A 20648-nucleotide genomic window follows, 5' to 3' on the forward strand; every position below is an offset into this window, starting at 1 on the left:
CGTGCTCGTCGGCAGTGGCGCCCACTGGGTGCTGCTCACCGACCCCGGCGACGAGCAGGTCGTGCAGGAGATCTGGGACGCGCTGGCGACGGCAGGCACCGGGGTGCTCGAGCGGGTGACGGCGATCGCGGAGAGGGCGTTCGGCGGTGACCCGCCCGCACTCGTGGCCGTCGACTTCAGCGCCGGTGCGTCCTCGACGCTCTCGCGCGGTGCCGGTCACGTACGCCTCGCCGGTCCGTCGCGGGTGCTGAGCCTGGACGGCGGGACCGGTCCCACGGACCAGCCGCCCACGCGGCGCCTGGTCGGCGGGGCGGTCGCGGCCGCCCGCGTCGAGCTGACCCCGGTGTCCGCGCGCACCGCCCCGGCTCCCACGCCCCGGGCACGGGAGGTGGCCGCGCCGCCGGCGTCGGCCGCCCTCATCGACGGCATCCCGGAGGCCATCCTGGCCGCCAAGGGGCCCGACGGCCCGCCCCCGCGCGCCCGTGTGCGTCGGCCAGCGGCGGACACCGGCTCGCTGATGGACACCTCCGAGCCCGATCCGCTCCTGGTGCAGCGGATCGAGGAGGGCGCGCACACCACGATCCGGCCCACCTCGGACCCGCACCGCGCTCCCGACCCGGACGACCACCACGACCACGACGACCACGACGGGGCGACGACCATGCGCCCGGCCCACCTCGCGCAGGGCACCACGCCCACCGTTCTGGCGGTCAGCTGCCCCCTCGGCCACCTGACTCCCCCGGTCTCCCCCCAGTGCCGGGTGTGCCACCAGCGGGTGGCGCCGCAGGAGCCGCGCCGGGTGGACCGTCCGGTCCTGGGCGGGCTGCGCCTGCCCACCGGCGAGGTCGTGCCGCTCGACCGCGGCGTGGTGATCGGGCGCAAGCCCGCGCCGCCCACCGACAGCAGCGACTGGCCGCACCTGGTCCACCTGCCCTCCGACCACTCGTTCGTCTCGCGGCGGCACCTGCAGGTCGAGCTCGACGGGTGGGACGTCGTGGCCCGCGACCTCGACAGCCGCGGTGGCACCACCATCGCACCGCCCGGCCGCGACCCCGAGCGCATGCGCCCCGGGGACGCCTACGTCCTGGAGCCGGGCACCGTCCTGGACCTGGCCCACGTGTACGCGGTCCGCTTCGAGACGGGGGCGGTCACCCGGTGAGCGCTCCCTCCATCCCGGGGTTCGCGTTCATCGAGCACCTGGGCAGCGGCGGCTTCGCCGACGTGTTCCTCTACGAGCAGCAGTGGCCGCGACAGCGCGTCGCCGTCAAGGTCGTACGCCCCGACGTGCCGCTGACCGACCGCGAGAAGTACCTGTTCACCGCCGAGGCCAACTCGATGGCACGGCTGGCCGACCACCCCTACATCGTCTCGGTGATCACAGCCGGCGTGACAGCGGAGGGTGGCCGGCCGTTCCTCGTGATGCGCTACTGCCCTCCACCGGACCTCGGCGTGCGGGTGCGCTCCCACCCGATGGCCCCCGTCGACGCGGTCTCCACCGGCATCAAGCTCGCGAGCGCGATCGAGACCGCCCACCGCTCCGGCATCCTCCACCGCGACATCAAGCCGAGCAACGTCCTCGTCACGACCTACCACGAGCCGGCCCTGACCGACTTCGGCATCGCCGGGCACGTGGCGGACGTCGACGGCGACAACGACGTCCGCATCTCCTACCCGTGGTCCCCGCCCGAGCTCCTCGACGGAAGCTCCAACGGATCGGTGGCCTCCGACGTCTACTCACTGGGCGCCACCATCTGGCACCTGCTGGTCGGACGCTCGCCGTTCTCCATCCCGTCGGGCGACAACTCGACGCGGGCGCTGAGCGCGCGGATCCTGCACGCCGCTCCCCCGGCGACGCAGCGCCCCGACGTCCCGCCCGCGCTCGACCGGCTGCTCCAGCAGTGCCTGGCCAAGCGACCCGAGCACCGTCCGGCGAGCGCGCTCGAGCTGGCTCGCGCGCTCCAGCGGATCGAGTCCGCGGCCGGGTGGGCGCGTACGGCGGTGGCGGTCGAGGGTGACCGCCCCGACGCGTCCGTCACGGCACCCGGGGTCCCCGAGGCCCCTGAGGACGCGACTGCGATGAAGCCGGTGACGGTCATCTCGGCCAGCGGTCCGCGCCGCATCGCTCCCCAGGACGCCGCGCCCGTGGTCGACCCCGACGTCGAGGAGCCCGCCGCGCGGTCGGGCCTGGTGTGGGCCGGCGTCGGCGTGGCCGTCCTGGCGGTGCTCGTGGGCGTCCTCGTCCTCGGTGACAAGCGCGAGGAGGACCCGGGCGTCGTGGTCCCCACGACCTCCCAGACACCGGACCCGGTCGTGCCCGACGTGCTGACCGAGGCGGTGGCGCTCACCGGCAGCCGGACCCCCCGGGGGGTCCTGTTCGAGTGGCGCGCGCCGGTCCCGGTCGAGCCGGGCGACTCGTTCACCTGGTTCCGCGACGACACCGGCACGTTCGGCAGCACCGAGCGCCGGCGACTGCTCGTACGCACGGATGCGTCCGTGTGCCTCGACGTGCGGATGAACCGCGGTTCGGACAGCTCTCCCCGGGCCAGCCAGTGCGTGTCCTGACCTCCCCTCGGTGAGGAGGTCAGGACACGGGGCGTCGGTCAGTCGTCCTGGAAGTCGCGGCGCGGGCCGGAGCGCGCGTCCTGCTCCTCGGCCGACATGCGGCTCGAGGCCCACAGCGACAGCACCGCGGTGATCGCCAGCGTCGCGACGATGACCACCAGCGAGAGCCAGATCGGGATCTCCAGCCAGGCGTAGTCGAGGTGCTCGCCGCCGTTGATGAACGGCAGCTCGTTCTCGTGGAGCGCGTGGAAGAAGAGCTTCACGCCGATGAACGCCAGCAGGAACGCCAGTCCGTAGGACAGGTAGACCAGGCGCTGGAGCAGGCCGCCGATGAGGAAGTAGAGCTGGCGCAGGCCCATGAGCGCGAAGATGTTGGCCGTGAGCACCAGGTAGGGCTCCTTGGTGATGCCGAAGATCGCCGGGATCGAGTCGAGGGCGAACAGGAGATCGGTCGTGCCGAGGGTCAGGATCACGATGAACATCGGCGTGATCATCTTCTTGGCGCCCTCGCCGGTGATGACCAGCTGCTTGCCGTGCCACTCCGAGGTCGCCGGGAAGCGGCGCTCGACGAAGGCGACGAGCTTGTTCTCCTCGAACTCGTCCTCGTCCTCGTCCTCGGCGCCCTCCTTGGCCAGCTTGAACGCCGTGTAGACCAGGAACAGGCCGAACAGGTAGAAGATCCAGCTGAAGTTGCTGATCGCCGCCGCGCCGACCGCGATGAAGATCGCGCGCATGACCAGCGCCATCACGATGCCGATCATCAGGGCGTACTGCTGGAGCTCACGCGGCACCGCGAACTTCGCCATGATGATGATGAAGATGAAGAGGTTGTCGATCGACAGCGAGTACTCGACCAGCCAGCCCGAGAAGAACTCCAGCGCGGGCGTCCCGCCGGAGGTGTACCAGACGCCGAGGCCGAAGAGCACGGCCATGCCGACGTAGATCGAGAGGTAGGTCGCGCACTCCTTCATGCTCGGCTCGTGCGGGCGGCGGCCGACGACGGCGAGGTCGAAGGTGAAGATCGCGATGGTCACCACGGCGGTGGCGATCCAGACCCAGGTGGGGACGTCCACTCTGTTGCTCCTAGCAATGAGGCGAGTACGGTGCCCGCGCGCAGCGCACGGGCGCCGGAGGTCTCTTCCGCCCGCCGGCCTGCGGCGAACCAGTGGCACCGGGCGTCGCTCGCGCGCACGCCGTACTGACGACACCACTGCCGGGGAATACTCCCCTCCAACCGCGTCAGTCTGTCACGCCCCCTCGGGCGGACGTGAATCCGACGTCAGCGTCCGCCGAATGGGACGCCGAGCTCGGCGAGCCGGGACTCACCGCCGTCGACGGCGGTGAGCACCCAGGCGCCGCGGTCGGTCAGGGTGAAGGTGTGCTCGAAGTGCGCGGCGAAGGATCCGTCGACGGTCGCCACGGTCCACTCGTCCTCGAGCAGGTCGGTGTGCTTGCTGCCGAGGGTGACCATCGGCTCCACGGCGAGCGCGAGACCCTCGACGAGGGTCGGGCCACGGCCGCGACGGCCCACGTTGGGGACGTTGGGCGGCATGTGCATCTCGGTGCCGATGCCGTGCCCGGTGTAGTCCTCGAGGATCCCGTAGCGACCCTGGCCACGGACGTACGTCTCGACCGCGTGGCTGATGTCGGTGACCCGACCGCCGAGGCGGGCGGCAGCCATGCCGCGCCACAACGACTCCTCGGTCACCCGCAGCAGCTCCACCACGTCGGCGGCCACCTCCCCCACGGGGACCGTGATCGCCGCGTCGCCGTGCCAGCCCTCCACGATCGCGCCGCAGTCGATGGAGATCACGTCGCCCTCGGCCAGGACCCGCGGGCCCGGGATCCCGTGGACGACCTCCTCGTTGACCGAGGCGCAGATCGTCGCCGGGAACGGCGGGTGGCTGTAGCCCTTGAAGGACGGCACACCGCCGTGGTCGCGGATGTTGGTCTCCGCCAGCGTGTCGAGCTCGACCGTCGAGACCCCGGGACGCACCGCGGCCCGCAGCAGCTCGAGGGTCTCGCCCACGAGCCGACCGGCGACCCGCATGAGGTCGATCTGCTCGGGCGTCTTGATCTCGATGCCCCGGTCGCGGAAGCCCACGGGACCGCTCAGCTCCGCGGGATCTCGTCGAGAGCGGCGAAGATGCGGGCCGTCACGTCGTCGACCTCACCCATCCCGTCGACCTCGACGAGGAGTCCGCGCTCGCGGTAGACGTCGATCAGCGGGGCGGTCTGCTCGAGGTAGACCTCCTGCCGGCGCCGGATGACGTCCTCGGTGTCGTCGGCCCGGCCGTCGGTCTGCGCACGCTGCAGCAGGCGCTGCACGAGCTCCTCGGAGTCGACCGTCAGCACGACGACGGCGTCGAGCTTGTGGCCGGTGAACCCGATCATCCCGTCGAGCTCGGTGACCTGGGCCAGCGTCCTCGGATAACCGTCGAGGAGGAAGCCGGTCGCGGCGTCGTCCTCGTCGATGCGGTTGCGCACCATGTGGTTGGTGACCTCGTCGGGGACGTACTCACCGGCGTCCATGTAGCGCTTGGCCTCGACGCCGAGGGGGGTCCCCTGCGAGACGTTGGCGCGGAAGATGTCGCCGGTCGAGATCGCCGGGATGCCGAAGTGGTCGGCCACGAAGCGGGCCTGCGTGCCCTTGCCCGCACCGGGCGGGCCCATGAGGATGAGTCTCATCTACTTCAGGAATCCTTCGTAGTTGCGCTGCTGGAGCTGGCTCTCGATCTGCTTCACCGTGTCGAGCGCGACACCGACCATGATGAGGATCGAGGTGCCGCCGAACGGGAAGTTCTGGTTGGCCTGGATCATCGCGAAGGCGACGAGCGGGACCAGCGAGATCAGTCCGAGGTAGAGCGCTCCGGGGAACGTGATGCGGGACAGGACGTAGGACAGGTAGTCCTCGGTCGGCTTGCCCGCCCGGATCCCGGGGATGAAGCCGCCGTACTTCTTCATGTTGTCCGCCACCTCGACAGGGTTGAAGGTGATCGAGACGTAGAAGTAGGTGAAGAAGATGATGAGGGCGAAGTAGGTCGCCATGTAGAGCGGGTGGTCTCCGCCGACGAGGTAGGTGCCGATGAAGTCCAGCACCGGGTTCTGGCTCTCCGGGTTGAACTGCACCGCCATGGCCGGCAGGTAGAGCAGCGACGAGGCGAAGATGACCGGGATGATGCCGGCCTGGTTGACCTTGAGCGGGATGTAGGTCGAGTTGCCGCCGAACATCTTGCGTCCGACCATGCGGCGGGCGTACTGCACCGGGATGCGCCGCTGGGCCTGCTCGATGAAGATGACGCCGGCGACGAGGATCAGGCCGACCACCATGACGATGGAGAAGGTCAGCCAGCCCTGCGAGGTCTGGACGCTCCACAGCGACGCCGGGAAGGTCGCGACGACCTGCGTGAAGATGAGGATCGACATGCCGTTGCCGATGCCGCGGTCGGTGATGAGCTCACCTAGCCACATGATGACGGCGGTGCCGGCGGTCATTGTGATGACCATGACCAGGAACGTCGAGGTGCCGTTGTCGTGCAGCAGGTCGCGGGTGCAGCCCTGGAGCAGGGCGCCGTTGCGGGCGAGCGCCACGATGCCGGTGGCCTGGAGGACCGCCAGACCCAGCGTCAGGTAGCGCGTGTACTGGGTGATCTTGGCCTGCCCGGCCTGCCCCTCCTTCTTCAGCGCCTCGAGCCGTGGGATCACCACGACGAGCAGCTGCAGGATGATGGAGGCCGTGATGTACGGCATGATCCCCAGCGCGAAGATGGTGAGCTGGAGCAGCGCACCGCCCGAGAAGAGGTTGATCAGGCTGTAGAGCCCGCCCTCCTCCAGCTGATCGATGCACGCCTGCACGTTCGCGACGTTCACACCGGGGGTGGGAACCTGCGAGCCGAGGCGGAAGATCGTGATGATCAGCAGGACGAACAGCAGCTTGCGCCGCAGGTCCGGAGTACGGAAAGCGTTGGCGAACGCGCCTAGCACTGGTTCCTCTTTCGTATGGGTGCCCGGCCAGGATCGGCGGGCGGACGAGAAACCCTCAGCGTCGTACGGCGGAGGGCCCGGGGAAGCCTAACAGTCGGGGTTCGACCCGCTCGAAGACATCGGGGGGTGGAACGACGAAGGCCCGGCCGCCAGTTCCCACTGGGCGGCCAGGCCTTCACCGGATGTACGCGGACGCGTGGCCTCAGGCCACGGTCACGGAGCCACCCGCGGCCTCGATCTTCTCCTTGGCGGAGGACGAGAACGCGTTGGCGGTGACCTGGACGGCGACGGAGATGTCGCCCTGGCCCAGGACCTTGACGGGCTGGTTCTTGCGAACCGCGCCCTTGGTGACCAGGTCCTCGACGGTGACGGTGCCACCCTCGGGGAACAGCTCGCCGAGACGGTCGAGGTTGACGACCTGGAACTCCACGCGGAAGGGGTTCTTGAAGCCCTTCAGCTTGGGCAGGCGCATGTGGATCGGCATCTGGCCACCCTCGAAGGCGACCGGCACCTGGTAGCGCGCCTTGGTGCCCTTGGTACCGCGGCCGGCCGTCTTGCCCTTGGAGCCCTCACCGCGACCCACGCGGGTCTTGGCGGTCTTGGCACCCGGAGCGGGACGCAAGTGGTGCAGCTTGAGCGTCATGTCACTCCACCTCCTCGAACGTCACCAGGTGACGGACGGTGTTGATCATGCCCCGGATCTCCGGGCGGTCTTCCTTCACGACGACGTCGCCGATCCGCTTGAGACCGAGCGAACGCAGCGTCTCGCGCTGGTTGGCCTTCAGGCCGACCAGGCCGCGCTTCTGCTGGACCTTGAGCTGTGCCATCAGGACTGCACCCCCACGGTCTCGTTCTGGCCCTCGGCGCGCGCCTTGAGGATCGCGGCCGGGGTGACGTCCTCGACCCGCATGCCGCGGCGAGCGGCCACGGCCTCGGGCTCCTCGAGCATCCGCAGCGCCTCGACCGTCGCGTGCACGATGTTGATCTGGTTGGACGAGCCGAGCGACTTGCTCAGCACGTCGTGGATGCCGGCGCACTCGAGCACCGCGCGCACCGGGCCACCGGCGATCACACCGGTACCGGGGGCGGCGGGACGCAGCAGGACGACGCCCGCTGCCTTCTCGCCCTGCACCGGGTGCGGGATGGTGCCCTGGATGCGGGGGACCTTGAAGAAGTGCTTCTTGGCCTCCTCGACACCCTTGGCGATCGCCGCGGGAACTTCCTTCGCCTTGCCGTAGCCGACGCCGACCAGACCTTCACCGTCGCCGACGATCACGAGGGCGGTGAAGCTGAAGCGACGACCACCCTTCACGACCTTGGCGACTCGGTTGATCGCCACGACGCGCTCGATGTAGGCGGTCTTGTCAGCCTGGTTGCGACCGTTGTCGCGTCCGCGACGGTCACCAGACTGGCGCTCGCCACCGCGCTGTCCGCGCTGGGCTCCGCTCATGAGACTTGCTCCTTAATCATGAATTCTTGCGTGTGTCGTGCGATCAGAACTGGAGGCCGCCCTCACGGGCGGCGTCAGCCAGGGCCGCGATGCGACCGTGGTACTTGTTGCCGGCGCGGTCGAAGACGACGTCCTCGATGCCAGCGGCCTTCGCACGCGACGCCACGAGCTCGCCGACCAGCTTGGCCTTGGCGGTCTTGTCGCCGTCGGTGCCCCGCACGTCGGCCTCCATCGTGGAGGCGTAGGCGAGGGTGGCACCCTGCAGGTCGTCGACGACCTGCACCGAGAGGTGCTTGGCCGACTTGGTGACCACCAGGCGCGGGCGCTCGGCGGTGCCGTTGATGCGCTTGCGGCCTCGCGCCTGACGGCGCAGGCGGGCACGGACGCGGTTCGCGGTGTGCTTGTTGTTGCTCAGCGAGATCGCCATGTCACTTACCGGCCTTTCCGACCTTGCGGCGGATGTGCTCGCCGGCGTAGCGCACGCCCTTGCCCTTGTAGGGCTCGGGCTTGCGGAGCTTGCGGATGTTGGCCGCAACCTCTCCGACGAGCTGCTTGTCGATGCCGACGACACCGAGCTTTGTCGGGCCCTCGACGGTGAAGGTGATGCCCTCGGGGGCGTCGAAGATGATCGGGTGCGAGTAGCCGAGCTGGAACTCCAGCTGCGTCGGGCCCTTGGGCAGCACGCGGTAACCCACGCCGACGATCTCGAGCTTCTTCTCGTAGCCCTCGGTGACGCCCACCACCATGTTGTTGATGAGCGTGCGGGTCAGGCCGTGGAGCGAGCGGCTGTTGCGCTCGTCGTCGGGACGCGTGACCTCGAGGACGCCGTCCTCGCCCTTGGCGACCGTGATCGGCGAGGCGATGGTGTGCGACAGGGTGCCCTTGGGGCCCTTGACGGTCACCAGCGAGTCGTCGATCGCGACGTCGACACCGGACGGGACCGCGATGGGGAGCTTGCCAATGCGCGACATGCTTCTCTCTCTTCCTGGTCTCAGATGGTCCGGGTCACCAGACGTAGGCGAGGACTTCGCCGCCCACGCCCTTCTGGTTCGCCTGGCGGTCGGTCAACAGGCCCTGCGACGTCGAGATGATCGCGACGCCGAGGCCACCGAGGACCTTGGGCAGGTTGGTGTGCTTGGCGTAGACGCGCAGGCCGGGCTTGCTGATGCGGCGGACACCCGCGATCGAGCGCTCCCGGTTGCGGCCGTACTTGAGCGTCACCGTCAGCGTCTTGCCGACGGCGGGCTCGCCCTCGGCGGTCACGTTGTCGGCGACGTCGTAGGAGGTGATGTAGCCCTCCTGCTTGAGGATCTCCGCGAGGCCGGCCTTCATCTTGCTGTAGGGCATCGACACCACGTCGTGGTACGCCTGGTTGGCGTTGCGCAGACGCGTGAGCATGTCTGCGATCGGGTCAGTCATCGTCATGATGTGGTTCTTTCTCGTCGTGGTTTCGAGCGGCTCGCGGCCGCCCGACCTTCAACGTGTGTGAGGGAATTACCAGGAGGACTTGGTGACGCCGGGGAGCTCGCCGCGGTGGGCCATCTCCCGCAGGCAGATGCGGCACAGGCCGAACTTGCGGTAGACGGCCTTCGGGCGGCCGCAGCGCTGGCAGCGGGTGTAGCCGCGGACAGCGAACTTCGGCTTGCGAGCGGCCTTGACCTTGAGAGCAGTCTTCGCCATGTCAGTTCTCCTTGAACGGGAAGCCGAGCTGCTTGAGCAGCGCACGGCCCTCGTCGTCGTTGGTGGCGGTGGTCACCACGGTGATGTCCATGCCGCGCGACCGGTCGATCTTGTCCTGGTTGATCTCGTGGAACATGACCTGCTCGGTGAGACCGAAGGTGTAGTTGCCGCGCCCGTCGAACTGCTTGGGCGAGAGGCCGCGGAAGTCGCGGATGCGGGGCAGCGCCAGGGACAGCAGGCGGTCCAGGAACTCCCACATGCGGTCGCCGCGCAGCGTGACGTGCGCACCGATCGGCATGCCCTCGCGCAGCTTGAACTGCGCGATCGACTTGCGGGCCTTGGTCACGGCGGGCTTCTGGCCCGTGATCGCGGTGAGGTCGCGGATCGCGCCCTCGATCAGCTTGGAGTCGCGAGCAGCCTCGCCGACACCCATGTTGACCACGATCTTGGTCAGACCGGGGACCTGCATGATGTTGGCGATGTCGAACTCCGAGCGCAGCGCGGGGACGATCTCCTCGCGGTAGCGCGCCTTGAGCCGCGGAATCTCAGTGGTCTGGGTCTCGGCCATCTCAGATCTCCTTGCCGGTCTTGCGGGACACGCGGACCGACCGGGTGGCGGTGTAGGTCGAGCCGTCGGGACGGCGCTTGGTGACCTCGTCGCGGCGGAAGCCGACGCGCGTGACGCCGTCGTCCTCGACGAGCATCACGTTGGAGACGTGGATGGGCGCCTCGCGGGTGATGATGCCGCCGGTGGTGTTGGTCTGCTGCACGGACTTGGTGTGGCGCTTGACGAGGTTGACGCCCTCGACGATCACCCGCTCCTCCTCGCGGAGGACCGAGATGACCTTGCCCTGGGCACCCTTGTCCTTGCCAGCGATCACCTTGACGGTGTCGCCCTTCTTGATGTTCATGTTCTTACCCATCTCTCACAGCACCTCCGGGGCGAGCGAGATGATCTTCATGAAGCGCTTCTCGCGCAGCTCGCGGCCCACGGGGCCGAAGATGCGCGTGCCGCGCGGCTCGCCGTCGTTCTTGAGGATGACGGCGGCGTTCTCGTCGAAGCGGATGTAGGAACCGTCGGCGCGGCGACGCTCCTTGACGGTGCGTACGACCACGGCCTTGACGACGTCGCCCTTCTTGACGTTGCCACCGGGGATCGCGTCCTTGACGGTGGCGACGATGACGTCACCGATGCCGGCGTAGCGACGGCCAGAGCCACCGAGAACACGGATGCAGAGGATCTCCTTCGCACCGGTGTTGTCGGCGACCTTGAGTCGCGACTCCTGCTGGATCATTGATTTCTCCTGGTTGTCGAGCTGGTTCTCGCACCCTCACCGGGGAGCGAGCCTGGCCGAACTGATGTGTGGAAATGTGGAGCTCGAGGCCGGGAGCCTCAGGTCACTTGGCCTTCTCGAGGACCTCGATGAGGCGCCAGCGCTTGGTGGCGGACAGCGGGCGGGTCTCCATGATCAGGACCCGGTCGCCGATGCCGCACTGGTTGGTCTCGTCGTGGGCCTTGAGCCGCGACGTCTTGCGCATGACCTTGCCGTAGAGGGCGTGCTTCACACGGTCCTCGACGGCGACGACGATGGTCTTGTCCATCTTGTCGCTCACGACGAGGCCCTCACGGACCTTGCGCTGGTTGCGCTCGCCGGTCTGGGTCGCAGTGTTCTCGCTCATGCCTTCGCCTCTTCCTCGGTGCCCGGGGTGGTGCGGATGCCGAGCTCGCGCTCGCGCACCACGGTGTAGATCCGGGCGATGTCCTTCTTGACCACGCGGAGTCGACCGTTGCTCTCCAGCTGGCCGGTGGCCGCCTGGAAGCGGAGGTTGAACAGCTCCTCCTTGGCCTCGCGGAGCTTGGCCTCCAGCTCGGTGGCGTTGAGCTCGTCGAGCTCGTGGGCGTTCAGCTTGGTAGCCATCAGAATTCACCGGCCTCACGGGAGATGAACCGGCACTTCATCGGGAGCTTGTGCATCGCGCGGCGCATGGCCTCGCGGGCAGTGGTCTCGTCGACGCCGGAGAGTTCGAACATGACGCGGCCGGGCTTGACGTTGGCAACCCACCACTCGGGGGAGCCCTTGCCGGAACCCATGCGGGTCTCGGCCGGCTTCTTGGTCAGCGGGCGGTCCGGGTAGATGTTGATCCAGACCTTTCCGCCACGCTTGATGTGACGGGTCATGGCGATACGGGCCGACTCGATCTGTCGGTTGGTCACGTAGTGACCCTCGACCGCCTGGATGCCGAAGTCACCGAAGGCCAGCGTGGTGCCGCCCTTGGCGACGCCACGGCGCTTGGGGTGGTGCTGCTTGCGGTGCTTGACGCGACGGGGCATCAACATGAGGTCAGGCCTCCTGTCCGGTGCTCGGTGCAGCCTCGCCCGCGGGGGCCGCTGAGGTCTCAGCGGGGGCCTCGGTGCGAGGAGCGCGGTCGCCGCGCGAGCCACGGCTCGGGCGGTCGCCGCCACGGGTGTTGGGACGGCCACCGCGGCCGGGAGCGCCGGCGCGGGCGGCCTGCTGGGCCTGGCGCTCGGCACGGGTGCCGGCGACCTCGCCCTTGTAGATCCAGACCTTGACGCCGATGCGACCGAAGGTGGTCTTGGCCTCGTAGAAGCCGTAGTCGATGTCGGCGCGGAGCGTGTGCAGGGGCACGCGTCCCTCGCGGTAGAACTCCGTGCGCGACATCTCGGCGCCGTTGAGACGACCCGAGCACTGGATCCGGATGCCCTTGGCACCCGAGCGCATCGAGGTCTGCATCGCCTTGCGCATGGCGCGACGGAACTGCACGCGGCCCGCGAGCTGCTCGGCGACACCCTGGGCGACCAGCTGTGCGTCGATCTCGGGCTGCTTGACCTCGAGGATGTTCAGCTGCACCTGCTTGCCGGTGAGCTTCTCGAGCTCGCCGCGGATGCGGTCGGCCTCGGCGCCGCGGCGACCGATGACGATGCCGGGACGCGCGGTGTGGATGTCCACACGGACGCGGTCACGGGTGCGCTCGATCTCGACCTTGGCGATGCCGGCCCGCTCCATGCCCTTGGAGAGCAGCTTGCGGATGGCGACGTCCTCACCGACGTACGACTTGTAGAGCTTGTCGGCGTACCAACGGCTCTTGTGGTCGGTGGAGATGCCCAGGCGGAAGCCGTTCGGGTTGATCTTCTGGCCCATCAGGCACCCTTTCCGTTCTTACCCTTGGGGTTGGTCAGCGCGTCGGCCGGCTGCACCGCGAGGGTGATGTGGCTGGTGCGCTTGTTGATGCGGGTCGCACGGCCCTGGGCACGCGGACGCCAACGCTTCATCGTCGGGCCCTCGTCCACCATGGCGACGGAGAGCACCAGGTCGGCCCGGTTGAGGCCCTCGGTGGTCTCGGCGTTGGCGACGGCGCTCTCCAGCACCTTGTAGACGGTCTCGGAGGCGGCCTGCGGCGCGAACTGCAGCAGGGTCAGGGCCTCATCGACCTGGAGGCCGCGCACCATGTCGACGACACGGCGGGCCTTCATCGGGGTGATCCGCACGTAGCGTGCGCTGGCGAACGCGCCCGGCTGGTCGCCGAGCAGCGACTCGCGGCGCGCACTGGTGCGGCTGCGCTCGGTGGTGCTCATCGACGGCGTCCCTTCCGGTCTTCCTTGACGTGCCCGCGGTAGGTGCGGGTGGGGGCGAACTCCCCGAGCTTGTGGCCGACCATGGAGTCGGTCACGAAGACGGGGACGTGCTTGCGACCGTCGTGCACGGCGATGGTGTGGCCGATCATGTCGGGCACGATCATCGACCGGCGCGACCAGGTCTTGATGACGTTGTGGGTGCCCTTCTCGTTCTCGGCGTCCACCTTCTTCTGAAGGTGGTCGTCGATGAAGGGGCCCTTCTTCAGGCTGCGAGGCATGTCGGTTACTTCCTACCCTTGCCGGACTTGCGACGACGGATGATCTGGGAGTCGCTGGCCTTGCGCTTGCGCGTACGGCCCTCGGGCTTGCCCCAGGGGGAGACGGGGTGACGACCACCGGACGTCTTGCCCTCACCACCACCGTGCGGGTGGTCCACCGGGTTCATGACCACACCGCGGACGGTCGGGCGGACGCCCTTCCACCGCATGCGGCCGGCCTTGCCCCAGTTGATGTTGGACTGCTCGGCGTTGCCGACCTCGCCGATCGTGGCGCGGCAGCGCACGTCGACGAAGCGCATCTCGCCCGAGGGCATGCGCAGCGTGGCGCGGCTTCCCTCGCGGGCGACCAGCTGGGCGGAGTTGCCGGCCGAGCGGGCGATCTTCGCGCCGCCGCCCGGACGCAGCTCCACGCAGTGGATGGTCGTACCGACCGGGATGTTGCGCAGCGGCAGGTTGTTGCCGGGCTTGATGTCGGCGTTGGGGCCGGACTCGACCGCGGTGCCCTGCGTCAGGCCCTTGGGCGCCACGATGTAGCGCTTCTCGCCGTCGGCGTAGTGCAGCAGCGCGATGCGCGCGGTGCGGTTGGGGTCGTACTCGATGTGAGCGACCTTGGCCGGGACGCCGTCCTTGTCGTAGCGACGGAAGTCGATGACGCGGTAGGCGCGCTTGTGACCGCCACCCTTGTGCCGGGTGGTGATGCGGCCCTGGTTGTTGCGGCCACCGTTCTTGGGCAGCGGGCGCGTCAGCGACTTCTCGGGCGTGGACCGGGTGATCTCGACGAAGTCGGCCACCGACGAGCCACGACGGCCCGGGGTGGTCGGCTTGTACTTGCGGATAGCCATATCAGTTCCTAGTCAGGAGCCCGGTCAGGAGACCGGACCTCCGAAGATGTCGATGCGGTGGCCCTCGGCGAGGCTGACGATCGCGCGCTTGGTGTTGGGACGCTTGCCCATGCCGTAGCGGGTGCGACGCGTCTTGCCCTGACGGTTGATCGTGTTGACCGAGGTGACCTTGACGCCGAAGACCTTCTCGACCGCGATCTTGATCTCGGTCTTGTTGGCGTCCGGGTGGACGATGAAGGTGTACTTGTTGGCGTCGAGCAGGCCGTAGCTCTTCTCCGACACGACCGGCGCGATCAGCACGTCGCGGTGGTCCTTGTGCAGGGTGCTCACTTGTCGCTCTCCTTCGCGTCGGCGCGGGTCAGGCCGGCAGCCTCGGCGTCCTCGGCGGACTTGAACCAGAAGTCGCCGCCGGAGACGTCGTAGCCGGCGTCGCCCTCGACGAGGTAGGTGCCGGACTGGAGGCCCTGGACCTCGTGGCCCTTGGGGTTCTTGCCGCTCTTGAGCGGGGCCTTCGCGCCGGCCGGGAGGGCGGGCTCGTCGGCGACCTGCTCGGTCGCGGCGGTCTTCTCGGCCTTGGCGGCCGGGGCGACGGAGCCACCCACGAAGGCGTCGTAGGCACCCTTGGTGAAGACCACGTCGTCAGCGGCCAGCACGTCGTAGGTGTTGAGCTGGTCGACGGCGACGATGTGGACCTCGGGCGCGTTGCGCAGCGAGAGCCAGGTGATCGCGTCGGAGCGCTCGAGCACCACGAGGTAGCCCACGCGGTCCGTCAGCGACGTCAGCGAGGCCAGCGCGGCCTTGGTGGAGGGCTTGTCGCCCGACACCAGTCCGTCGACCACGTGGACGCGGTCGTTGCGAGCCCGGTCGGAGAGGGCACCACGCAGGGCGGCGGCCTTCATCTTCTTGGGGGTGCGCTGGTCGTAGCTGCGCGGCTGCGGGCCGTGGACGGTGCCACCGCCGGCGAACTGCGGGGCGCGGGTCGAGCCCTGACGGGCGCGGCCGGTGCCCTTCTGCTTGTAGGGCTTGCGACCACCACCGCGGACCTCGCCGCGGGTCTTGGTGGCGTGCGTGCCCTGGCGCGCAGCGGCCTGCTGGGCCACGACGACCTGGTGGATCAGGGGAATGTTGACCTCGACGTCGAAGATCTCGGCGGGGAGGTCGACCTTGACGGTCTTGACAGCCATGCTCAGGCCTCCTGCGTCTTCTTGGCGGCCGAGCGGAGGACGACGAGCCCGTTCTTGGGGCCGGGGACGGCACCCTTGACCAGGATCAGGCCCTTCTCGGCGTCGACGGCGTGCACCGTCAGGTTCTGGGTGGTGACCGTGTCGTTGCCCATGCGGCCCGACATGCGGGTGCCCTTGAACACGCGACCCGGCGTGGCGCAGGCGCCGATGGAGCCCGGCTTGCGGTGGTTGCGGTGCGCACCGTGCGAGGCGGAGACGCCGGAGAAGCCGTGACGCTTCATCGTTCCGGCGAAGCCCTTGCCCTTGCTGGTGCCGGTGACGTCGATCTCCTCGCCGGCGGCGAAGGTGTCGACCCCGAGCTCCTGGCCCACGGTGTAGGAGGAGGCGTCGGCGGTGCGGATCTCGGCCACGTGGCGGCGCGGCGTCACGCCGGCCTTGGTGAAATGACCGGCCTCGGGGGAGTTCACCTTCCGGGCCTCGATCTCGCCGAAGCCGATCTGGATGGCGTTGTAGCCGTCCACCTCGGGCTGGCGGACCTGGGTCACGACGTTGGTCGCGGCCGCGATCACGGTGACGGGGACGACCTTGTTGTTCTCGTCCCAGAGCTGGGTCATGCCGAGCTTGGTGCCCAGCAGCCCCTTCGCGTTGCGTTCGAAAGTCTTAGCCATGTCGTCGCCTCAGAGCTTGATCTCGATGTCGACACCGGCAGGCAGGTCGAGACGCATCAGCGAGTCGACGGTCTTCGGCGTCGGGTCGATGATGTCGATCAGGCGCTTGTGCGTGCGCATCTCGAAGTGCTCGCGGGAGTCCTTGTACTTGTGGGGCGAACGGATGACGCAGTACACGTTCTTCTCGGTCGGCAGCGGCACAGGGCCGGCGACCTTCGCACCCGTACGGGTGACGGTGTCCACGATCTTCCGCGCCGAGGTGTCGATCACCTCGTGGTCATAGGCCTTGAGCCTGATGCGGATCTTCTGTCCCGCCATAGGTCCGTGTCCTCTTCGATCTCGTACGCCTGGTCTGGTTTCGGCTTCCGGCCCCTGGTGGGCGGGCGCCGCCTGTCTCTCCTCCACCCCCCGACCCCCGCGGTCGGGCGTGTCGCGCTGGTTACTCGTGACACGACCCCGTGGGGAAGCGGTGTTTCTCTGGGTGGCACCCGCCGGTCGGCGGATCTGGTCGGGTCTCCGACCACCATGTGGTCCGGTGCGGTGCACGCAGGACGACTGGTTCGATCAAGGAGACGCGATTCAGAAGTCAAGGTGTGCCGCACCCCGGCGACCCGCCGGAGCAACCGGAACATCTTGGCAGACCGCGCGCGCCCACGCCAAATCGGGCTGGCCGGGCGGCCGCGACCGCGGACCTCAGGCCCCGGGGAGGCCGGTCGCGTGGTCCATCAGGCGCCGCCCGATCCGCGTCACCCGGCCCGAGACCGGGTCGGCGAGGAGCTCCCACCCGTGGCCGGAGCGACCTGCCACGAAGGGTACGCCGGCCGCCCGCGCCAGCGCGCGGGCCCGGCGGAAGGCGTCCCGGCCGTCGCTCGGCGCCATCACCACGAGGCCCTCGGGCGGCAGGTCGGCGGCGAGGAGGGCCAGGTCGACGCCCTCCCACGCGGCCGGGCCGGAGACGTCGGCCCACGCCTCGACGTCGGCCCCCTGCGCCGCAGCGATCACCGTCAGGGAGCCGCCCATCGACGCGCCCAGCAGGACCACCCGGTCCGCGCCGACGTCCTCCCGGGCCAGCGCGACGGCCGCGGCGACCTCGTTGAGCGGGTCGACGTCCTCCTCCGGCGTGCACGTCGAGCCGCCGTACCCGCACGGGTTGACGAGGAGGGAGGTGAGACCGACCTCGGCGGCCGCCGCGCTCGCCCACCGTCCCCAGCCGCACAGCCCGCTGGTCTGCGGCAGCAGCACGGCGACCGTGTCGTTGGCCGGCGGTCCGACGAGCGCGGCCTCGAGCTCTCCGCCGGTCCGGCCGGTGAGCGCCACGGCCTCGAGGTCGGCCTCGTCGGGGACCGCGGACAGGCAGCGCTCACGCAGGGCCGCTGTGGCGTCACCCGGTGCAGCCGACGAGGTGGTGGAGGCCGTCGACCGCGCCTCGTCGCCTCGCGGGGAGGTGCAGCCGGCGGCCAGCAGGGCGAGGGCGGCCGCAGCCGTCGCTCCCCCGCGTCGTCGGACCCCTCGCACCCGACGAGGATAGGCGCCGCCTCGCGGCGCTGACGTCCGACGGTCGCGGGCCCACCCTGCCGACACGACGGTCGACAGCGCGCACTCAGGGGACTTCGACGACGCGGCCGCCAGCGAGACCCGGTTCCGGAGGGGTGGGTGAGACACCTTCCGGACGTCAGAAACGTGGCTCACGCACCGCTCGAGGGTGTCTCAGGCGCGGCGGCGGTAGCAGAAGTCGGCGATGTCGCGCCCGACGTCGAGACCCTTGCGCTCGAACCGGGTGAGCGGACGCTCCTCCCACCGCTCGACGCGCCCGCCCTCGAGGGTCGGCTCCGCGTCGAGGACCTCCTGCATCTGGTCGGCGTAGTCCGCCCAGTCGGTGGCCAGGCGCCAGGCTCCTCCCGGCACCAGGCGCGAGGACGCGAGGGCGGCGTTGGCCGGGTTGACCAGGCGGCGCTTGCGGTGCTTGGTCTTGCGCCACGGGTCGGGGAAGAAGGTCCAGATCTCGGCGAGGCTGCCCGGAGCGATGAGGTGCTCCAGCGACCAGACCGCGTCGACCGAGCAGAACCGGACGTTGTCGGCGCCCGCCTCCGCCACCCGCCACAGCGAGTCCGCGACCCCGGGGCGCCACACCTCGAGGGCGAGCACGTTGTGGTCAGGGCGGGCCGCGGAGAGCACCGCCGTGGCCTCGCCGATGCCGGGTCCGATCTCGAGGACCAGCGGCGCCTCGCGCCCGAACCACTCGGCCAGCGAGAAGTCCGGCCGGTCGACCGCCTCGTCGGGGATCACCCAGTCGGCGTGGTGGGCCGCCCACGACTCGGCCTGCCGCGGGGTGAACCGGCTGCCGCGTCGCGAGTAGGTCAGGACCTCGCGCATGCGGCGCCCGTCCTCGGTCAGCTTGAGGTGCGGGCGGGCGGGACGTACGTCGTTCACCCGGCCATCCTCCCCCGGCCGGCCGGGAGAGGTCACATCGTCAGAGGCGCTCGAGCGCCCCCGTGAGCACCGACCGCAGCCGCTGCTCGATGTCGTCGAACTCGGGCTGGCCGATGATCAGCGGCGGCGCGAGCTGGATGACCGGGTCGCCGCGGTCGTCGGCGCGGCAGTAGAGCCCGGCCTCGTACAGCGCGCCGGAGAGGTAGCCGCGCAGCAGCCGCTCGGACTCGGCCTCGTCGAAGGTCTCCTTGGTCTCGCGGTCCTTGACCAGCTCGATGCCGTAGAAGTAGCCGTGGCCACGGACGTCGCCGACGATCGGGATGTCGAGCAGCTTCTCCAGGGTCGCGCGGAAGGCGGGCGCGTTGCGCTGGACGTGGTCGGTGAGGCCCTCGCGCTCGAAGATGTCGAGGTTGGCCAGCGCCACCGCGGACGAGACCGGGTGGCCGCCGAACGTGTAGCCGTGGGCGTACGCGGTCGTGCCGGTCCTGAACGGCTCGAAGAGCCGGTCACTGGCGATCATCGCGCCGATCGGCGAGTAGCCGGAGGTCATGCCCTTGGCGCAGGTGATGATGTCGGGCTGGTAGCCGAACTCGGTGGCACCGAACATCTCCCCCACCCGGCCGAACGCGCAGATGACCTCGTCGGAGACGAGCAGGACGTCGTGCTCGTCGCAGATCTCGCGGACGCGCTCGAAGTATCCCGGGGGCGGCGGGAAGCAGCCGCCCGCGTTCTGCACGGGCTCGAGGAAGACCGCGGCGACGGTGTCGGCGCCCTCGAACTCGATGGCCTCCCCGATCCGGTCGGCGGCCCAGCGACCGAAGGCCTTCTCGTCGTCGCCGACGTACTCGGGGCGGCGGTAGAAGTTGGTGTTGGGCACCTTGTGCGCGCCGGGGACCAGTGGCTCGAACATCTCCTTCAGCGGCGGGATGCCGGTGATGGACAGGGCGCCCTGCGGCGTGCCGTGGTAGGCGACCGCACGCGAGATGACCTTGTGCTTGTTGGGCTTGCCGGTGAGCTTGAAGTACTGCTTGGCGAGCTTCCACGCCGACTCCACGGCCTCGCCACCGCCGGTGGTGAAGAAGACCCGGTTGAGGTCACCGGGAGCCATCGCGGCGATGCGGTCGGCGAGCTCGACCGCACGGGGGTGCGCGAACGACCAGAGCGGGAAGAACGCCAGCTCCTTGGCCTGCTTCGCCGCCGCCTCCGCCAGCTCCTCGCGGCCGTGGCCGACCTGGACGACGAACAGCCCGGCGAGGCCGTCGATGTACTCGCGGCCGTGGCTGTCCCAGATCTTGTGGCCCTCGCCGCGGACGATCAGCGGCATCTCGCCGCCCTTCTCGTACGTCGAGTGCCGGGTGAAGTGCAGCCACAGGTGGTCGCGACCGGCGGCCTGGTAGTCGAAGGACGCGTCGTGGCTCGAGGCGGTGTGGAGGCTCATCGTGTTCCCCAGTTGTAGTGCTGCTTGTTGAGCTTGAGGTAGACGAAGGTCTCGGAGGAGACCACGCCGTCGAGCTCGCGGACCTGACGGATGACGTCGAGCAGGTGCGGGTCGTCCTCGCACACCACCTCGACGAGGAGGTCGAAGCTGCCGGCGGTGGTGACGACGTAGTCCACCTCGGACACCTGCGCGAGCCGGTCGCCGACCTTCATCGGGTCGCCCTCGGTGCGGACGCCGATCATGGCCTGGCGGGTGAAGCCGACCTGGGTCGGGTCCGTCACCGCGACGACCTGCATCACCTCGGAGTCGAGCAGCTTCTGCACCCGCGCCCGGGCGGCGGCCTCGGACAGCCCGACCGCCTTCGCGATCGCGGCGTACGAGATCCGGCCGTCCTCCTGGAGCAGCTCGATGATCCGCTTCGCGGTCGCGTCGAGCTTCACGGTTGCCTCGCTCATGGGGGACATCGTGGACGGCCCGGGCGCGGGTTTGCAAGTCGCCCGGCGCGGAATCCGCGTTTCAGGCCAGTCAATTCTGCGA

At 69.4% G+C, this 20648-nt stretch carries 31 protein-coding genes; 2 read left to right on the forward strand and 29 right to left on the reverse strand.

From position 1 onward, the window contains the following. Position 1 precedes the first annotated feature (1 nt). Entirely contained in the window at positions 2 to 1159 is a 1158-nt protein-coding gene (locus IE200_RS04555) for an FHA domain-containing protein (RefSeq protein WP_191278196.1), read from the forward strand. Continuing rightward, a complete protein-coding gene (locus IE200_RS04560; protein ID WP_191278197.1) occupies positions 1156 to 2562 on the forward strand; it encodes a serine/threonine-protein kinase in 1407 nt (468 codons plus the stop codon). The genes IE200_RS04555 and IE200_RS04560 overlap by 4 nt, the downstream gene beginning before the upstream one ends. A gap of 38 nt (positions 2563 to 2600) precedes the next feature. Here IE200_RS04560 and IE200_RS04565 read toward each other — a convergent pair whose 3' ends face one another. From IE200_RS04565 to IE200_RS04705, 29 genes are all read right to left on the reverse strand, one after another. Beyond that, entirely contained in the window at positions 2601 to 3635 is a 1035-nt protein-coding gene (locus tag IE200_RS04565) for a TerC family protein (RefSeq protein WP_191278198.1), read from the reverse strand. A 206-nt stretch (positions 3636 to 3841) separates the two neighbouring features. Next, positions 3842 to 4666 (reverse strand): type I methionyl aminopeptidase, encoded by an 825-nt coding sequence (gene map / locus IE200_RS04570; RefSeq protein WP_191278199.1) that lies wholly within the window; start codon positions 4664 to 4666, stop codon positions 3842 to 3844. An 8-nt stretch (positions 4667 to 4674) separates the two neighbouring features. Further along, positions 4675 to 5250 (reverse strand): adenylate kinase, encoded by a 576-nt coding sequence (locus IE200_RS04575; RefSeq protein WP_191278200.1) that lies wholly within the window; start codon positions 5248 to 5250, stop codon positions 4675 to 4677. After that, positions 5251 to 6546, reverse strand: coding sequence for a preprotein translocase subunit SecY (gene secY / locus IE200_RS04580; protein WP_191278201.1), 1296 nt, complete (start codon positions 6544 to 6546; stop codon positions 5251 to 5253). A gap of 202 nt (positions 6547 to 6748) precedes the next feature. Then, the gene (rplO, locus tag IE200_RS04585) at positions 6749 to 7189 is read right to left on the reverse strand and encodes a 50S ribosomal protein L15 (RefSeq protein ID WP_191278202.1); all 441 of its coding nucleotides are present in this window, start codon (positions 7187 to 7189) and stop codon (positions 6749 to 6751) included. A gap of 1 nt (position 7190) precedes the next feature. Continuing rightward, positions 7191 to 7373: a 50S ribosomal protein L30 gene (rpmD, locus tag IE200_RS04590; RefSeq protein ID WP_056599717.1), complete on the reverse strand. Its 183-nt coding sequence runs from the start codon at positions 7371 to 7373 to the stop codon at positions 7191 to 7193. Beyond that, positions 7373 to 7996: a 30S ribosomal protein S5 gene (gene rpsE / locus IE200_RS04595; protein ID WP_191278203.1), complete on the reverse strand. Its 624-nt coding sequence runs from the start codon at positions 7994 to 7996 to the stop codon at positions 7373 to 7375. The genes rpmD and rpsE overlap by 1 nt, the downstream gene beginning before the upstream one ends. A 43-nt stretch (positions 7997 to 8039) precedes the next feature. Then, the gene (gene rplR, locus IE200_RS04600) at positions 8040 to 8423 is read right to left on the reverse strand and encodes a 50S ribosomal protein L18 (protein WP_191278204.1); all 384 of its coding nucleotides are present in this window, start codon (positions 8421 to 8423) and stop codon (positions 8040 to 8042) included. A 1-nt stretch (position 8424) separates the two neighbouring features. After that, entirely contained in the window at positions 8425 to 8967 is a 543-nt protein-coding gene (rplF, locus tag IE200_RS04605; RefSeq protein ID WP_191278205.1) for a 50S ribosomal protein L6, read from the reverse strand. Between the two features lie 34 nt (positions 8968 to 9001). Beyond that, positions 9002 to 9421: a 30S ribosomal protein S8 gene (gene rpsH / locus IE200_RS04610; protein ID WP_191278206.1), complete on the reverse strand. Its 420-nt coding sequence runs from the start codon at positions 9419 to 9421 to the stop codon at positions 9002 to 9004. Positions 9422 to 9490: 69 nt separating this feature from the next. Next, entirely contained in the window at positions 9491 to 9676 is a 186-nt protein-coding gene (locus IE200_RS04615; RefSeq protein WP_011757321.1) for a type Z 30S ribosomal protein S14, read from the reverse strand. A gap of 1 nt (position 9677) precedes the next feature. Continuing rightward, the gene (gene rplE / locus IE200_RS04620; RefSeq protein ID WP_191278207.1) at positions 9678 to 10244 is read right to left on the reverse strand and encodes a 50S ribosomal protein L5; all 567 of its coding nucleotides are present in this window, start codon (positions 10242 to 10244) and stop codon (positions 9678 to 9680) included. Between the two features lies 1 nt (position 10245). Next, on the reverse strand, positions 10246 to 10587 hold the full coding sequence (gene rplX, locus IE200_RS04625) for a 50S ribosomal protein L24 (RefSeq protein WP_129453383.1): 342 nt from the start codon (positions 10585 to 10587) through the stop codon (positions 10246 to 10248). Positions 10588 to 10602: 15 nt separating this feature from the next. After that, the gene (gene rplN, locus IE200_RS04630; protein ID WP_056599693.1) at positions 10603 to 10971 is read right to left on the reverse strand and encodes a 50S ribosomal protein L14; all 369 of its coding nucleotides are present in this window, start codon (positions 10969 to 10971) and stop codon (positions 10603 to 10605) included. A gap of 103 nt (positions 10972 to 11074) precedes the next feature. Continuing rightward, positions 11075 to 11356 carry a 30S ribosomal protein S17 gene (gene rpsQ, locus IE200_RS04635; protein WP_191278208.1) on the reverse strand — a complete coding sequence of 94 codons (282 nt, stop codon included), beginning with the start codon at positions 11354 to 11356 and terminating at the stop codon, positions 11075 to 11077. Beyond that, positions 11353 to 11595, reverse strand: a complete 243-nt coding sequence (gene rpmC, locus IE200_RS04640; RefSeq protein ID WP_229856113.1) for a 50S ribosomal protein L29 — start codon at positions 11593 to 11595, stop codon at positions 11353 to 11355. Before rpmC ends, rpsQ begins: the two co-directional genes overlap by 4 nt. Next, positions 11595 to 12014 carry a 50S ribosomal protein L16 gene (gene rplP, locus IE200_RS04645; protein ID WP_129453380.1) on the reverse strand — a complete coding sequence of 140 codons (420 nt, stop codon included), beginning with the start codon at positions 12012 to 12014 and terminating at the stop codon, positions 11595 to 11597. The genes rpmC and rplP overlap by 1 nt, the downstream gene beginning before the upstream one ends. Positions 12015 to 12018: 4 nt before the next feature. Further along, on the reverse strand, positions 12019 to 12837 hold the full coding sequence (gene rpsC, locus IE200_RS04650; protein ID WP_191278209.1) for a 30S ribosomal protein S3: 819 nt from the start codon (positions 12835 to 12837) through the stop codon (positions 12019 to 12021). Continuing rightward, the gene (rplV, locus tag IE200_RS04655) at positions 12837 to 13271 is read right to left on the reverse strand and encodes a 50S ribosomal protein L22 (protein ID WP_135838847.1); all 435 of its coding nucleotides are present in this window, start codon (positions 13269 to 13271) and stop codon (positions 12837 to 12839) included. Before rplV ends, rpsC begins: the two co-directional genes overlap by 1 nt. After that, complete coding sequence (gene rpsS / locus IE200_RS04660; RefSeq protein WP_129453377.1) at positions 13268 to 13549, reverse strand: 30S ribosomal protein S19; 282 nt, start codon at positions 13547 to 13549, stop codon at positions 13268 to 13270. Before rpsS ends, rplV begins: the two co-directional genes overlap by 4 nt. A gap of 5 nt (positions 13550 to 13554) precedes the next feature. Next, a complete protein-coding gene (gene rplB / locus IE200_RS04665) occupies positions 13555 to 14391 on the reverse strand; it encodes a 50S ribosomal protein L2 (RefSeq protein WP_191278210.1) in 837 nt (278 codons plus the stop codon). 24 nt (positions 14392 to 14415) lie between these two features. Next, positions 14416 to 14721 carry a 50S ribosomal protein L23 gene (gene rplW / locus IE200_RS04670; RefSeq protein ID WP_129453375.1) on the reverse strand — a complete coding sequence of 102 codons (306 nt, stop codon included), beginning with the start codon at positions 14719 to 14721 and terminating at the stop codon, positions 14416 to 14418. Beyond that, positions 14718 to 15575 (reverse strand): 50S ribosomal protein L4, sunset domain variant, encoded by an 858-nt coding sequence (gene rplD / locus IE200_RS04675; protein ID WP_191278211.1) that lies wholly within the window; start codon positions 15573 to 15575, stop codon positions 14718 to 14720. Before rplD ends, rplW begins: the two co-directional genes overlap by 4 nt. 2 nt (positions 15576 to 15577) lie before the next feature. After that, positions 15578 to 16243 (reverse strand): 50S ribosomal protein L3, encoded by a 666-nt coding sequence (gene rplC / locus IE200_RS04680; protein WP_191278212.1) that lies wholly within the window; start codon positions 16241 to 16243, stop codon positions 15578 to 15580. A gap of 9 nt (positions 16244 to 16252) precedes the next feature. Further along, entirely contained in the window at positions 16253 to 16561 is a 309-nt protein-coding gene (gene rpsJ, locus IE200_RS04685) for a 30S ribosomal protein S10 (RefSeq protein ID WP_008360994.1), read from the reverse strand. 375 nt (positions 16562 to 16936) lie between these two features. Then, positions 16937 to 17758: an alpha/beta hydrolase family protein gene (locus tag IE200_RS04690; RefSeq protein WP_191278213.1), complete on the reverse strand. Its 822-nt coding sequence runs from the start codon at positions 17756 to 17758 to the stop codon at positions 16937 to 16939. Positions 17759 to 17950: 192 nt separating this feature from the next. Beyond that, complete coding sequence (gene trmB, locus IE200_RS04695; protein ID WP_229856114.1) at positions 17951 to 18673, reverse strand: tRNA (guanine(46)-N(7))-methyltransferase TrmB; 723 nt, start codon at positions 18671 to 18673, stop codon at positions 17951 to 17953. 40 nt (positions 18674 to 18713) lie between these two features. Beyond that, positions 18714 to 20111, reverse strand: a complete 1398-nt coding sequence (locus tag IE200_RS04700) for an aspartate aminotransferase family protein (RefSeq protein ID WP_191278214.1) — start codon at positions 20109 to 20111, stop codon at positions 18714 to 18716. Further along, positions 20108 to 20566 carry an Lrp/AsnC family transcriptional regulator gene (locus IE200_RS04705; RefSeq protein WP_191278215.1) on the reverse strand — a complete coding sequence of 153 codons (459 nt, stop codon included), beginning with the start codon at positions 20564 to 20566 and terminating at the stop codon, positions 20108 to 20110. Before IE200_RS04705 ends, IE200_RS04700 begins: the two co-directional genes overlap by 4 nt. Between the last annotated feature and the right edge of the window lie 82 nt (positions 20567 to 20648).

Source organism: Nocardioides flavus (ex Wang et al. 2016), assembly GCF_014653115.1.
GTDB lineage: Bacteria > Actinomycetota > Actinomycetes > Propionibacteriales > Nocardioidaceae > Nocardioides > Nocardioides flavus.